General features: G+C 70.7%; 13 protein-coding genes. 8 read left to right on the top strand and 5 right to left on the bottom strand.

All coding sequences use genetic code 11. The annotated features are described in order from the left end of the window. The first annotated feature begins 18 nt into the window (after window positions 1-18). A complete protein-coding gene (locus tag ACWC2B_RS25655; RefSeq protein ID WP_450720421.1) occupies window positions 19-891 on the top strand; it encodes a TauD/TfdA dioxygenase family protein in 873 nt (290 codons plus the stop codon). Window positions 892-966: 75 nt separating this feature from the next. Here ACWC2B_RS25655 and ACWC2B_RS25650 read toward each other — a convergent pair whose 3' ends face one another. After that, the gene (locus ACWC2B_RS25650; RefSeq protein WP_450720419.1) at window positions 967-1,713 is read right to left on the bottom strand and encodes a SpcZ; all 747 of its coding nucleotides are present in this window, start codon (window positions 1,711-1,713) and stop codon (window positions 967-969) included. Between the two features lie 499 nt (window positions 1,714-2,212). On the opposite strand from ACWC2B_RS25650, the gene ACWC2B_RS25645 reads away from it, so the two are divergent. From ACWC2B_RS25645 to ACWC2B_RS25615, 7 genes are all read left to right on the top strand, one after another. Then, a complete protein-coding gene (locus ACWC2B_RS25645) occupies window positions 2,213-2,440 on the top strand; it encodes a type A2 lantipeptide (protein ID WP_450720417.1) in 228 nt (75 codons plus the stop codon). Window positions 2,441-2,524: 84 nt separating this feature from the next. Then, window positions 2,525-3,331, top strand: a complete 807-nt coding sequence (locus tag ACWC2B_RS25640) for an HlyD family efflux transporter periplasmic adaptor subunit (RefSeq protein WP_450720415.1) — start codon at window positions 2,525-2,527, stop codon at window positions 3,329-3,331. Next, entirely contained in the window at window positions 3,328-5,607 is a 2,280-nt protein-coding gene (locus tag ACWC2B_RS25635) for an NHLP family bacteriocin export ABC transporter peptidase/permease/ATPase subunit (protein WP_450720413.1), read from the top strand. Before ACWC2B_RS25640 ends, ACWC2B_RS25635 begins: the two co-directional genes overlap by 4 nt. Window position 5,608: 1 nt before the next feature. After that, window positions 5,609-8,449 (top strand): NHLP bacteriocin export ABC transporter permease/ATPase subunit, encoded by a 2,841-nt coding sequence (locus tag ACWC2B_RS25630; protein WP_450720411.1) that lies wholly within the window; start codon window positions 5,609-5,611, stop codon window positions 8,447-8,449. Window positions 8,450-8,595: 146 nt separating this feature from the next. Next, entirely contained in the window at window positions 8,596-9,501 is a 906-nt protein-coding gene (gene htpX, locus ACWC2B_RS25625) for a zinc metalloprotease HtpX (protein WP_450720409.1), read from the top strand. A gap of 41 nt (window positions 9,502-9,542) precedes the next feature. Further along, entirely contained in the window at window positions 9,543-10,121 is a 579-nt protein-coding gene (gene pspAB, locus ACWC2B_RS25620; protein ID WP_450720407.1) for a PspA-associated protein PspAB, read from the top strand. Window positions 10,122-10,227: 106 nt separating this feature from the next. Then, window positions 10,228-10,782, top strand: coding sequence for a phospholipase domain-containing protein (locus ACWC2B_RS25615; RefSeq protein ID WP_450720405.1), 555 nt, complete (start codon window positions 10,228-10,230; stop codon window positions 10,780-10,782). Between the two features lie 32 nt (window positions 10,783-10,814). On the opposite strand, the gene ACWC2B_RS25610 is transcribed toward ACWC2B_RS25615, so the two are convergent. From ACWC2B_RS25610 to ACWC2B_RS25595, 4 genes are read right to left on the bottom strand one after another with little or no spacing between them, the layout of a single operon-like run. Further along, a complete protein-coding gene (locus ACWC2B_RS25610) occupies window positions 10,815-11,288 on the bottom strand; it encodes a DUF3574 domain-containing protein (protein WP_450720403.1) in 474 nt (157 codons plus the stop codon). A 56-nt stretch (window positions 11,289-11,344) separates the two neighbouring features. After that, window positions 11,345-12,298, bottom strand: a complete 954-nt coding sequence (locus ACWC2B_RS25605) for a DNA-binding protein (RefSeq protein ID WP_450720401.1) — start codon at window positions 12,296-12,298, stop codon at window positions 11,345-11,347. Then, entirely contained in the window at window positions 12,295-13,509 is a 1,215-nt protein-coding gene (locus tag ACWC2B_RS25600; RefSeq protein WP_450720399.1) for an MAB_1171c family putative transporter, read from the bottom strand. The genes ACWC2B_RS25605 and ACWC2B_RS25600 overlap by 4 nt, the downstream gene beginning before the upstream one ends. Further along, on the bottom strand, window positions 13,506-14,081 hold the full coding sequence (locus ACWC2B_RS25595) for a hypothetical protein (protein ID WP_450720397.1): 576 nt from the start codon (window positions 14,079-14,081) through the stop codon (window positions 13,506-13,508). Before ACWC2B_RS25595 ends, ACWC2B_RS25600 begins: the two co-directional genes overlap by 4 nt. Window positions 14,082-14,153: the final 72 nt, after the last annotated feature.

The following is a 14,153-nucleotide window of genomic DNA, read 5'->3' as shown; positions in this document are numbered from 1 at the left end:
ACTCATCAGGAGGACAGCATGGAACAGTTCGCGCTGGACGCCATCGAGCGCATCACCACCCGCCCGCCGGAGGTCCACCACACCCTCTCCCTCGACCCGCTGACCCCGCTGATCGGCGCCGAGGTGTCCGGTCTCGACCTGTCCAAGGAGCTCACCGACGATCAACTCACCGAGCTGAAACGGGCTTTCCTCACCCATCACGTGCTCGTGTTCCGCGATCAGGAGCTGTCGGACGCGGACCACAAGCGGTTCGCCGCGTACTTCGGCGAGCTCCACCCGGTGACGCTGCCCGCCGAGGGCTCCGATCCGTACGTCCTCGAAATCAGCACCACCAAGGACTCGCGCGCGGTGGCCGGCAACGGGTGGCACGCCGACGGGACCGCCGACGCCGAGCCGTCCCTCGGCTCCATGCTCTACATCACCCGCACCCCCGAGGCGGGCAGCGGCGGCGACACCCTGTTCGCCAACATGCATCTGGCGTACGAGATGTTGTCGCCCCCCATGAAGTCCCTCCTCGACGGGCTCACCGCCGTACACGACGGGCTGCTGCCCTGGCAGGGCGCGACACCGCCCGACGGATACGTCGCACCCAGGACCGAGCACCCGGTGGTGGTGCGCCACCCGGACACCGGCCGCAAGCTGCTGTTCGTGAACGGCGCCTACACCTCCCACATCGTGCAACTGTCGCGCGCCGAGAGCAGGGCGCTGCTCGACCTGCTGTACGACCAGATCGCCCGCACCCCTTTCCTGAACTGCCGGGTGCGGTGGGCCCCGAACACGCTGGTGTTCTGGGACAACCGCTGCGTACAGCACCATGCGACCTGGGACTACTACCCGCACTCGCGCTACGGCCGCCGCGTCGCCATCAACGGGCAGCGCCCGCTGGCCTGACGGCCCGGTCCGCCTTCACGGACGCATGCGGTCCAGATGCATGTGAGTCGTAGTCCGGTCGGTCACGCAGGCCGGTCATACGCGGGCGAGGCTGTCCGCGAAGCCGTCCGTCAGCCGCCCACAGGCCGCGCGCCGCCCCTCGCCCACTCCCTCTCCTGCCCTCTCACCCCCTCCTTCGTCCGGGCCCGCGCAGGCGAGGGCGTACGCGTTGACGCGGGCGTACGGGTAGGTCGCCGCATAGGTCTGCCCGTCGGCGTTCGCGTAGGCGAGCGCGACCGCCCGGGCGTTGGCGAGGGCGTTCGCCACGGCGTAGGAGCGGGCGTTGGCCGTGGTGTTGAGGTCGGCGTAGGTCGCCGCGAACCGTGTCGCCTCGGCCGCGCCGTAGTCGTTGGCCATCGCGTACGCATGAGCGTTGGCGGAGGCGGTGGCGTGGGCCTCTGCGTAGGGATAGGCGGAGCCGTACACCTCCCGCAGGGCCGGTTCGAGGGCGCCGGTCCATTCGGTCGCCTCGATCCGCTCGCCCTTGAGGGCGCGGGCGTGCAACTGCCCGACGGCCACCAGCAGGCCGGTGTCCTCGCCTCGTCGCGCGGCCGCCTCCACCAGCATCGGCACGACCGTGGACGCGTACCAGTCGTGCACGACCCGGAACGGCACCCGGCCGCCCAGGCGCGCCAGTTCACCCTGGACGCGCCGCACCCCCTCCAGCTCGGGGCCCCCGTCGCTCAGCGCCGTGGCCAGCTGAACCGGCCACGGCTCCATGCCCCCGTCGGACACGGCGTCTCCGCACGGGGCACCCGCATCGCTGGACTCCTCGGCGCGCATGGGCCTGTCTCCTGTCTCGGCCGTTCCACCCCAACTCGGGCGCTGGGAAGGGAGATGTCCCGAACCGTACCCCTATGGATCATGAAGCGCAGGTGCCTGGAGCCACCGGTTTTCCGGGGTCCGGCGCCGGGCCCGTGCCCAGGAGGCAAGCGGAGGGCCACCTTCCGAGAACCTGCACATCGAATGCGCAACCCCGTCACCGAGGTCACGGACAGGACTCGGGTCCGGACCGGCGGCCGGGGCTTTGGTGCGGGAGTGTCCCACTTGAGAAAAGTGAGCCCTGGGCCCCAGGAATTCAACTCGTGAAGCTCGTGAAGAATCTGACCCCAAATCATGAACACACCTGCACGCGACCGCAATTCAAAGCGGTGCCGAACCCCTGGCCAGTGCCGGATCGATTGGCTGTGAAAGCTGTCGGCGTGTTTTGATCCTGGCCACTGCGGGAGCCCCGGCAAGGAGTTCCCGATAGGAAATGTCCCCATGAAAGGCAGTACTCACCATGAACAACGCTCCCCAGATTCAGACCGTTGAGATCTCCGACGCCGACCTCGACAACGTGTCCGGCGGCCTCGTCGGCACCGCGCTCGGCAACGTGACCGGCACCGCCGACTCGATCCTCCCGGTCTCCGGCATCGTCGGCTCCGTCACGGGCCTCGTCGGCTCGGTCACCGGCGTGAACACCGCCCCCGTCACCGGCCTGGCCACGGGCCTCGTCGCCGGTCTCTGAGATCGCGCGTGAGCCCCGGAACCTCCACGGTTCCGGGGCTTTGCGGATGATTTGCGGATGGTTCACGGTTAAGGAAAGAGTTTCTTGCAGTTTCGCCAACAGGCCCTTTCCAAACTGCAGTCACCGGAGGAACTCGACCTGCCGGTGCGTTTCGCGCGCCCGCAGGGCAGGCTCGTCCTTTTTGTCACTGTGGTGGTCATGGCCGCCGCCTGTTTCTGGGCCGTGACGGGTTCCGTTTCCTCCACGATCGACGCACCCGGAATCCTCACGCACGCACAGGGCAGCTATGTCCTGCAGAGCCCGGTGGCGGGCCAGATCACCGGCGTGTTCGCCCAGGAGGGCCAGACCCTAGCCGCCGACGCGCCGCTCCTCAAGGTCCGTACGGCGCAAGGCGACCGGACCGTCCGGGCGATCGCCGCGGGCCGTCTCACCAGCCTCTCCGCCACCATCGGCTCGGTCGTCGCCACCGGCGCGAATGTGGCGAGCGTGGAGCGGACCGACGGTGCCGAAGACCCCCTCATCGCCATGCTGTACCTGCCCGGCGACAGCGTCGCGAGTGTTCCCGTGGGCGCGTCCGTGGACCTCGCCGTGCAGTCCGTGCCGGGCGAACAGTACGGGGTGCTGCGCGGCCAAGTGGCCGCGGTCGGCAGGGCGCCGCAGACCAAGGAGCAGATCGCCGCGTTCCTCGGCGACGCGCAGCTCGCCGAGCAGTTCTCGCAGCACGGCAGGCCCGTGGGGGTCCTTGTGAAGCTCGACCCCGCGCCCGGCACGAAGTCCGGCTACCGCTGGTCGTCGGCCGGGGGCCCGCCGTTCGCCGTCGCCTCCATGACCCTGGCCGCCGGCACCGTCCACCTGGCCGACCGGCGTCCCATCGATTGGCTGCTCCCGTGACCGCACCGCACCCCTCCCCCACCGCCCCGCAGCTCCCGCCCACCGGTCACGGCCGTCGGCGCCCCGCCAACTCCCCGGGAGGCAGCCGCCGTTCACGTGCGCGGCAGGCGCCCAAGGCACGGCGGACCAGGACCGTGCGCAGCCCCACGGTGCTCCAGATGGAGGCGCTGGAGTGCGGTGCCGCCTCTCTCGCCATGGTGCTGGCCCACCACGGCCGCCATGTGCCCCTTGAGGAGCTGCGCATCGCGTGCGGCGTCTCGCGGGACGGCTCGCGGGCCAGCAACGTCCTGAAGGCGGCCCGCAGTTACGGGCTCACGGCCAAGGGCATGCAGATGGAACCGGCCGCGCTCGCCGAGGTCCAGGCGCCCGCCATCCTGTTCTGGGAGTTCAACCACTACGTCGTGTACGACGGCATGGGACGGCGCCTCGGGCGCCGGGGCGTGCACATCAACGACCCGGACAAGGGCCGCCGGTTCGTGCCGACGGAGGACTTCGACACCAGCTTCACCGGAGTCGTCCTGGTCCTGGAACCGGGCCCCGACTTCCGGCGCGGCGGCCGCAAGCCCGGCGTCATGGGCGCGCTGCCCGCGCGGCTTCGCGGCACCACGGGCACGATGCTGGCCTCGCTGCTCGCCAGCCTGCTCCTCGTGGCGGTCGGCGCGACGCTGCCCGCGCTGAGCCGTACGTACATCGACCTGTTCCTGATAGGCCGTCAAACCTCGTTGCTGGGCGTGCTGTTCGTGGCGATGGGCACCATGGTGGCGCTCACCGTGGTGCTGACCTGGCTCCAGCAGGCGAACCTGCTGCGGGGGCGCATCATCTCCTCCACGCTCAGCAGCGCCCGCTTCTTCCGGCATCTGCTGAGGCTCCCGGTCACGTTCTTCGCGCAGCGCAGCCCCGCCGACCTCGTGCAGCGGCTCCAGTCCAACGACGCGGTCGCCGAGACGCTGGCGCGCGATCTGACCGCGGCGGCCGTGGACGGCATCGTCGTGCTGCTCTACGCCTTCCTGCTGTGGACCTACGATCCGCAGCTGACCGTCATCGGGGTGGGCATCGCACTGCTCAACGTCGTGGCGATGCGGATCGTCGTACGGCTGCGGGCCACCGGCACGCAGAAGCTGCGGGCCGACAGCGCGCGGCTCACCAACACCTCGTACACCGGGCTCCAGTCGATCGAGACGATGAAGGCCACCGGTGGCGAGAACGGGTACTTCCGCCGCTGGGCCGGCCAGCATGCCACCACCCTGGAGGTGCAGCAGCGCCTGGGCGTGCCGAGCGCCTGGCTCGGTGTCGTCGCCCCCTTGCTCGCCACCCTGAACAGTGCGCTGATCCTGTGGATCGGCGGGCTGCGGGCGGTGGAGGGGCACATCTCGATCGGTCTGCTCGTCGCGTTCCAGGCACTGGTGACCCGCTTCACCGCGCCGGTCACCCGCCTCAACGGGGTGGCGGGCCGCATCCAGGACTTCGCGGCCGACGTGGCCCGCCTCAAAGACGTGGAGAACTTCCCCGTCGACGCGTTGCACACCCGCCCCGAACCGGCCGCGAGCACGCGCCGCCTCAAGGGCCATGTCACGCTCGAAGACATCACCTTCGGCTACAGCCCGCTCGACAAGCCTCTGCTCACCGGGTTTTCGCTGACCGTCGGACCGGGTCAGCAGGTGGCCCTCGTCGGCGGCTCGGGAAGCGGCAAGTCCACGGTGTCCAGGCTCATTTCGGGGCTCTACGCGCCCTGGGAGGGCACGATCCGTATCGACGGGCAGCGCCTGGAGGACATCCCGCGCGGGGCGCTCGCCGCGTCGGTCTCCTTCGTCGACCAGGACGTCTTCCTCTTCGAGGGCACGGTCCGTGACAACGTCGCGCTGTGGGACCCCTCGATCCCGGACGACGCGGTCGTGGCGGCCCTCAAGGACGCGGCCCTGTACGAGGTCGTCGCGCGCCGGGCGGGCGGCATCCACAGCCGGGTCGAACAGGACGGTCGCAACTTCTCCGGCGGCCAGCGCCAGCGTCTGGAGATCGCGCGGGCGCTGGTGCGGCGGCCGAGCATCCTGGTCCTGGACGAGGTGACCAGCGCCCTGGACGCCGAGACCGAGCACGTCATCATCGACAACCTGCGCCGCCGCGGCTGCGCCTGCGTCGTCATCGCCCACCGCCTCAGCACGGTCCGCGACAGCGACGAGATCGTGGTGCTCGACCACGGGACCGTCGTGGAGCGCGGCCGGCACGAGGATCTGGTCGCCGCCGCGGGTCCGTACGCCGAGCTGGTCAGGGAGCACTGAGGTGACCTCCGTACACCCCCTCGCCGAACCCGGCGCCGACCCGGTCGTGGGCGCGCTCGGCGGGCTCGGACAGCACATCGACTGCGCCGGTCTGCGCGGCTTCTCGCTCGACGGGCCGCAGGTGCTGTGGCTCGTGGTGGGCGGCGCCCTGGACCTGTTCGCGGTCGACGCGGCGGCCCAGGGCCACTGGCACTTCCTCGGCCGGCTCGAACCGGGCACCCTGCTGCTCGGCCCGGTCGAGGGCCCGCAGCACACCCTGGTCGGCCGCCCGCTGCGGGAGTGCGTGCTGCGCCGCATCCCGCTGCGCGAGCTGTACCGGTACCCGGACTCCGGCGGGTACGAGGGGCAGTACCTCAGCCAGTACGACACCGGGGACGCGGCGCTCAGCCTCCTGGAGCACGCCTTCTCGCTGGGGGTCGGGCGTGGTCAACGCGTCCTGTTCGAGGCTCCGTTGGACGGCCGCACCGCCCTCGACGAGGCGGTGGCCGACGACGACATCCTGTGGCTCCCGGTGTCGCCGGGCAGCGTGCAGTACGGGGCGGCGTTCAGCGCGGAGGCGGCCGGTGACCTGCTCGTCGACGGCGCCCTGTGGCAGGGCATGGTCAACCAGCAGTACCGGCTGCTCTCCGCCCTCGACCGCTGGATCGAGCGCCTGGAGCGCGCCCACGAGGACCGTACCGCGGCCGGCATCAAGGCGGGCGAGGCCGTCCGCGAGGAGGCCGACCGGGCGCTGCTCACCTCCATCGGCCGGACCCGCAAGGCGCCTTCACGGACAGCGGGTTCGGGCGACGACGCGACGTACGCGGCCTGCCGCCTCGTCGCGGAGGCGGCCGGGATCACGCTCGCGGATCCGGCGCTCGGCGGCGCTGTCAGCGACCGGATCGACGCGGTCGAGCGGGTCGCGGTCGCCTCCCGGATCCGCACCCGGCCGGTGCGGCTCGACGGGCGCTGGTGGCGCGAGGACTCCGGCCCGCTGGTCGGCCACCGCACCAGCGGCACCGCGGTCGCCCTGCTGTGGCGGCGCGGCGGGTACGAGGCGGTGCACCCGGTGTCCGGGCGGCGCACCCGCGTCGACGCGGACAACGCGGAGGAGTTCGAGCAGCGGGCCGTCATGTTCTACCGGCCGCTGCCGGAAAAGGCACCCGGCCTGTGGGGGCTGCTGCGGTTCAGTCTGCGCGGCACCCGCCCCGACGTACGCAATCTGCTGCTCGCCGGTCTGGTGACGGTGGCGCTCGGCGCGCTTGTGCCGATCGCGACCGGGCAGGTGCTCGGCGTCTACGTACCCCGCGCCGAGAACAGCCTCATCGTGCAGGTCTCGCTGGCCGTCATCGTCACCGGCATCGTGTCGGCCGCGTTCACGCTGCTCCAGAACCTCACCATCCTGCGCATGGAGGGACGGATCGAGAGCACCCTTCAACCCGCCGTGTGGGACCGGCTGTTGAGGCTGCCGACGAAGTTCTTCGCCGAGCGCTCCACCGGCGAACTGGCCAGCGCGGCGATGGGGGTCAGCGCGATCCGGCGGGTCCTTTCGGGCATCGGCCCGGTCGCCGTGCAGGCGGGCACGGTCGGCGTGATGAACCTCGTCCTGCTGCTGTGCTTCAGCGTGCCGCTGGCCCTGGTGGCGATCGCCATGCTGATCGTCATCGCCGCCGTGTTCCTCACCATGGGCATGTGGGAGCTGCGCTGGCAGCGCCGCCTGGTCGAGCTCGGCAACAAGCTCAACAACCAGGCGTTCCAGACCCTGCGCGGACTGCCCAAGCTGCGGGTCGCCGCGGCCGAGAGCTTCGCGTACGGGGCGTGGGCGGGCGAGTTCGCGCGCAGCCGGGAGCTGCAGAAGCGGGCGGGCCGGATCAAGAACCTGACGACGGTCCTCAACGCCGTCTATCTGCCGCTGTGTTCGCTCCTCCTGTTCGTCCTGCTCGCGGGCCCGGCCCGCGGCTCCCTGTCGGCAGCCGCGTTCCTGACCTTCAACACCGCCGTGACGATGCTCCTGACCGCGGTCACCCAGCTCACCGGCGCGTTCATCTCGGCCGCCGCCGTGCTGCCCATGTTCGAGCAGATCAAGCCGGTGCTCGACGAGGCGCCCGAGGTGCGCGGAGCGAGCACCCAGCCCGGCGCGCTGTCCGGCGGGATCGAGGCGCGGGGCCTGTCCTTCCGCTACACCGACGACGGGCCGCTGGTCCTGGACGACGTGTCCCTGAAGGTGGCGCCGGGCGAGTTCGTGGCGGTCGTCGGCCCGAGCGGCTGCGGCAAGTCGACGCTGCTGCGGCTGCTCATCGGCTTCGACGATCCGGTCTCGGGCAGCGTCCTGTACGACGGCCAGGACCTGGCCGCCCTCGACCGGGCGGCCGTGCGCCGCCAGTGCGGGGTCGTGCTGCAGAACGCCCAGCCGCTCAGCGGGTCGATCCTGGACTGCATCTGCGGCGCGGAGGTGTTCAGCCAGGAGGAGGCGTGGGAGGCGGCCGCGATGGCGGGCCTCGCCGAGGACATCAAGCGGATGCCGATGGGCCTGCACACCATGATCTCCGGGGGCGGTGCCATCTCGGGCGGCCAGCGCCAGCGCCTCATGATCGCCCAGGCTCTTGTCCGGCGCCCCCGTGTCCTCTTCTTCGACGAGGCCACCAGCGCCCTCGACAACGAGACCCAGCGCATCGTGATCGAGAGCACCCGGAGCCTTGAGGCAACCCGCATCGTGATCGCCCACCGGCTCTCCACCGTCCTGGACGCCGACCGCGTGATCGTCATGTCCGAGGGCCGGATCGTGCAGCAGGGCCCGCCCGCCGAGCTCCTCGCCGACTCCCATGGACGCCTGCACGAACTGGTCCGGCGGCAGCTGCGCTGAACGCCCGGCGCGGTGGCATGGTGGAGAGTGAGCATCACTTCACCGGTCCTGGAGAACGCCATGATCAAGAGGAATGTGCCGTCCCTCCTGCGGCCCCCGGTCCCGGCCGCGCGAGCCCGTACCGCTCCGGGGAGGGTGTGACGGCCGTGCACAGCCGCTTCGAGCCCGACCGGCAGCTGACCGCCCGCATGCTGGTCACCCTGTTCCTGCTCGGCCTGCTGTACGTGGCGTTCGTCGGGGCCCTTCTTGTCCTGCTGAAGTCGACGCTGGTAGTGGTCGTGGTGGCGGCGGCCGTCCTCGTGTCGCAGTACTGGTTCTCCGACCGGATCGCCCTGTACGCGATGCACGGCCGCGTCGTGACCCGCGAGGAGCAGCCGCAGCTGCACGGCATCGTCGACCGGCTCTGCGCGACCGCGGACATGCCGAGGCCTCAGATCGCGGTCTCCGACACCGACCTGCCCAACGCGTTCGCCACCGGCCGCAATGCCGATCACGCGGTCCTCTGCGTGACCACGGGGCTGATGCGCCGCCTGGAACCCGACGAGCTGGAGGGCGTCCTGGCGCACGAGCTGTCGCACGTCGCGCACCGCGATGTCGCGGTGATCACCGTCGCCTCGTTGCTCGGCGTCATCGCGGGGCTCATCGTCCGCTTCGCCTTCTACTCCCAGATGTACGGGGGCCGCGGCCGGCGCGACCAGAACACCATGGTCGTCCTGCTCGGCGTGATGGCGGTCTCGGCGGCGGTGTACTCGCTCAGCTTCCTCCTCATCCGGGCCCTTTCCCGCTACCGGGAACTGGCCGCGGACCGGGCCGGTGCGCTGCTCACCGGGCATCCCTCGGCCCTCGCGTCGGCGCTGACCAAGCTCGACGGGGACATCGCCCGCATCCCCAGCAAGGACCTGCGGACGGCGAGCGCGTTCAACGCGTTCTACTTCGTCCCGGCCTTCGGCAAGGGCAGCAACCTCGCTCGCTTCTTCAACACCCACCCGACCCTTGAGCAGCGCCTCGACGGGCTGGCGAAGATCTCGGCGGAGCTGGGCCGTCCGGCATGACCGCCACCCGGGCCGCCGCCGACTGACCGAGGACGGAGCGCATGGGCTTCCTTGACATCCTGCTCGGCCGCACCCGGCCGACGGCCCCCGACCTGGACCGGCTGTTCGGCCTGCCGTCGGCGGCCGTCACCCTGCAGGCGGCCGCCGGGTTCACGCCGACCGGGCGGGGCTCGGTGTGCTTCACCACGGTGGAGGGCTCGGCGTTCGCCCGGATCCGCCAGGACGTCACCGACCTGCTGAACGCGGACACCGAACGGGACCCGTCCTCGGTCGAGTTCAGCCGCGACTCCTACGGATACTCGTGGCTGCTCTCCCGCCGCGGCCCCGACGATCTCGCTTCGCTCGTAGCCGATCTGCACGCCGTGAACACCGCGCTGGAAGGCTCGGGCTTCGGCCCTCAACTCCTGTGCTCCCTGGTCGGGTTCAGCGATGCGGAGGGCCGGACGTTCGCGTTGGTGTACCTCTACAAGCGGGGCACGTTCTACCCCTTCGCGCCGCTGTCCGGGGAGAAGCGGGACAACGCGCTTGAGCTGCGGATCAGGGCGGTCGTCGCGGACGACCTGCGCATAGAGGGCGACCTGTCCCGCTGGTTCCCGCTCTGGGGAGCGCCGGGCCTGTGAAGCGTGAAGGGCCCAACAGGGCTTCTGTCGACGCCTGTTGAACATCGGGGTGCCCGTTCCCGTACTGGAGGGAGTCCCGCCGCACCCTCAGCCCGAAGGGCCTTCCGTGAGGCACGCATCGAAGCGCAGTGCGGCCCGCTGGGCCGTGGCGCTCGCGACCGCGAGCACGGTCGCGGGCACCGGAGCGGCGCTGCCCGCGAAGGGGCCCACGCCGTCCGTCGCCGCGGTGGACGACTGCGCCCGGGGCGGCGTGGACGTCACGGCGAGCAACGGGGGCGACGCGCCGTTCACCTTCCAGTTGGCGGGCGTGTCGGCGGCCGTTGCGCCGGGCCGGTCCCGGACCATCCTGGTTCCGGTCGCCGACCGCCAGACCTACCGCTTCACCGTCCTCGGCCCGGCCGGCTTCCGCCAGGACGTGAGCGGCGTACTGAACTGTGCGACGGCTTCCCCGTCGCCATCACTGCCCCCGTCACCGACGCCCGGCGAGGACCGGGCGGCCGGCTCCCGGCCCGCCACCGTCACACCTCGCGATGCCGTCGCTGACGGGGGCGGGCGCCGGTTCGCGATCGCCGGGGTCACCGACCTCGACTCGCTGATCACGGGGACGGTCCTGGTGCTGCTCGGCGCGATGCTCTTCGTCGTACGGCGGCTCAGGCTGTGAGCACGGCGCGCCGAGCAGCGGGGTCGGTCGGCTCAGAAGTCGGCCTGGGCCCTGACGTCGGCGCGGCCGACGGACTCCAGGCCGTACATCGAGCAGTACAGCTTGCGGATGTACTGGATGTCGGCGTCGTGCGTGTGGGCCTCGCGGGCGGGATAGAGCACCGTCAGCTCGTAACTGATCTCGCGGTTGATGGAGCCTGTCCTGTCGCGCCACTGGCCGCGGCCCTGCTGGATGGTGAGCCCGGATGGGAAACGGGGGGTGATCACGTCGGCGACGAATTTCATGAACTGCTCGTCGGTTATGGGTGGTTCGCCGTGGTGGCGGCCTGTGCCGAAGTAGAGATGGGTCGCCAGGTAGGGGCTGCCGTGCGCGGCCGGCTGCGTTTGTGTCGACGCGGCCGCGGACGTGCCGTAGGCGACTTCGGACACCGGTCCTCCGGTGGCGAAGAGGAGAACGACCGCCACGAATGCGGCGGCCACGGGCGTGGACACCCGGATCTGGAGCATGTTGTCCCTGTCTGTCGGCTTGAGGTGGGGTGTGTTCCTGGCAGAGCCAGGAGGTCCTAGCGGGAAGGACAGTCCTGGCCGTCGCGGTACAGGGGGACGGCCCCGAGGAGGAAGGCCGCCGCGTCCCGCAGGTTGGCGGGGGCCGCCGGGCAGCCGCGTAAGCGGGCGGCGGTGCGGGCGAGGGTCTCGGTCGTCCGTACGGAGCCGATGCTCGCGGCGCGCGGGGCGAGGTCCGCGATGAGGTCCTCGGCGTCGCCCCAGGCCCCGGCGCCGGCGAGGGCGGCGAGGAGTTCCGCGGTGAAGAGGTGCCGGTAGGAGGGGCCGGGGGCGGTGGCGGCCTCGTGCAGGAGGGGGATGGCCCGGTCCCAGTCGTGCAGCCGGGCGAGCACCCAGCCGTGGTGGCCGGTGAGTTCGACCTGATCGATCCACCAGGCCCAGGGCGGGTCCTGGCGCGAGGGGCCGTCGAGGAACCGGCTCCGGGCGCGGGAGATGAGCTCGTCGGCGTCCCGGCGGCCGCCCAGCATGGCGGTGGCGTGGGCCCGGCGGACCAGGACGAGCGTGCCGACCAGGGTCGGCAGCGGGCGGGGCCCGGCCACGCGGGCGGCGGATTCCAGGGCGGCTCTCGGGCGTCCGGTGCGGGCGTGGAGCATGCTGTCGTTGAGCAGCACCAGGCGGGCGATGCCCCGGTCGCCGCAGAGTTCCGCGAGGGCCAGGGCCCGGGTGTTCATGCGGTGGGCCGTGCGGTTCAGGCCCGCGTCGAAGAGGATCCAGCCGATCACTTCGCAGAGTTCGGCGAGGGCGGCGAGCAGATCGCTGTCCTCGTCGCGCAGGGCGGCGGGGTCGGCGGACAGCTGCGGGACGCCGTGCAGCAGGTCGCGTACGGCGGGCACCGCGGACGTCGCGCCGTGCTCGGCGTCGAGAGCCACGAGGCGCTCAACCGCCCGCAGCGCGAAGGGAGTCAGGCGCTCACGGCCGATGCCGTCGCACCCTGGTGGGTACGGCTGCGTCATGACGGGATTCTGTCGGCCGCGCGCACCGCCCGGCCCTGGGTGAGGGCGGTGAACGAGGACGCGACCTGGGTGAGCCACTCCACCTCGTCGCGGAAGTCGTCGTACGGCGGCCGTGCCGGAATGTCGGCGGCGTCGGCCTGCTCGTCGCGCTCCTCGGCCGGGCGGTTCAGGACAGCCCGCACCTGAAGCGCCTCGCCCAGCGGCGAGGTGGGGTCCTCGGGGAGGCCGAGGGAGCGGGCCACGCGGGAGAAGTCGGCCAGCGAGAGCGAGGTGCGCAGCATCAGCTGTCCGTCGCGTATCTCGATGACGCGCCGGTAGAGGCTGTAGTGCGGATCGCGCGGCGGGACGAGGTCGCGCGCCCAGGACCGGGGCGGGTCGAGCGCGATGTCCGGCGAGGCCTGGTACAGCGCCCACCACAGGGGCCGCAGCCGCAGGTAGGAGCGGTAGCTGCGCAGCCAGCCGACGGCGCGGGTGATGTGGATGCCCCAGGACGGAATGGTCCAGCCGGTGATCTGGAGCAGCGCGCCGATGGTGCCGCACGACCACTGGAGGGGGTCGAGGGCCGAGGCGTCGAAGTGCAGCCGGGTGCCGGCGATCTGAATGCTGCGGGTGACGCAGTAGACAAGGATCAGGCTCGCGCCGACGGTCACGGTGCGCATACCGACTTTGAGCCATTGCCGGTTGGCCATCTTCGTGAATCGCAGCGAAAGCCGAACCGTCTCGAATTGCCCGATACCGCAGATGACGAGGTAGAACGACATGTACAGCGCGTATCGGCCGTCCTGAATGCTGAGAAGGATCGTCGACGTGGCCGTTTTCGCGCTGGCGACCGGGCTGACCGCGAGCGAGGCCACCACCAGGACGCACAGCGCGGCACCGAAGAACAGCACCCTGCGTCGCGCCCTGTGCCGGGCCTCTTCGGGCGGTGACGACCAGTACACGAGGACGACCTGCTGAGCCGCGGTAAGGACGACCACGGCGACCTGGACGATCAGCGAGGTGATGTTGGGCAGGCCGAACAGGTCGGAAATGTGCACCCGCAGCGCGTCCAGGTCGACCAGGAAACTGATCCCGGAACACAGGAAGTAGATGCACAGCGCCCGCAGCGCGACGTCGTGCTTTCTGCGCAGCAGATCCGGCAGCCGGTAACCGAAGGCCGCGAGGCCGCCGAGGGAGCAGACCCAGGTGAGGACCAGGTTGACGGTATTCATGACTGATCCGGGTTGCCGACGCCGTTCTCGATGCGCGCGACGATCTCCGCGGCCTCCTCCGGAACGCCCCAGGCGGGTTCCAGCCACCTCTTGGTGGCGCGGGCCAGGATCAGCGACGCCATCGTCTCGGCCTCCTGCTCCTCGTCGTCGCTGTAGCGAGAACGCATCAACATGCTCTGGACCACCGCCGGTTCGACATCCGTGAACAACTGACTCGTATCACTGCGGTCGAATTCCACGGAACCCCGGTGCGCGAAGGCGATATGAGACAGCTCATGGGCGATGATGTGCTCTTTGTGTGACGGCGAGGCCGCCTTCTCGTAGGCGATGATGTCGAAGTCGTCGAGTTTCAGCCAAAGGCCGAAGAGATGACGCTCCGGGAAGGGCATCGGAATGAGATGGATCGGCCGCTGATTCTGCGTGCTGAGATAGCGGTGCAGTTCATCGATGCCGCAGCCGTGCTCCATGCCCCAGTCCGCGAGCAGCGCCTCACAGGTTTGACGAACCTTTTTGAGACGGCGCCTGAGCCGACGGTCCTCCGGCGACGGTAACGCAGAGCCAGACACCTTCATCCTTTAGCCTTCCACGCCTTCCACGCTGGAGAAGCAGGCCGTTGCAATGCCGATTCAGCGATGCTGGGGATT

The organism is Streptomyces sp. NPDC001415 (assembly GCF_053597395.1).
The sequence above is the reverse complement of the archived record's forward strand: the minus strand, read 5'-3'. Positions and strand labels throughout refer to the sequence as shown.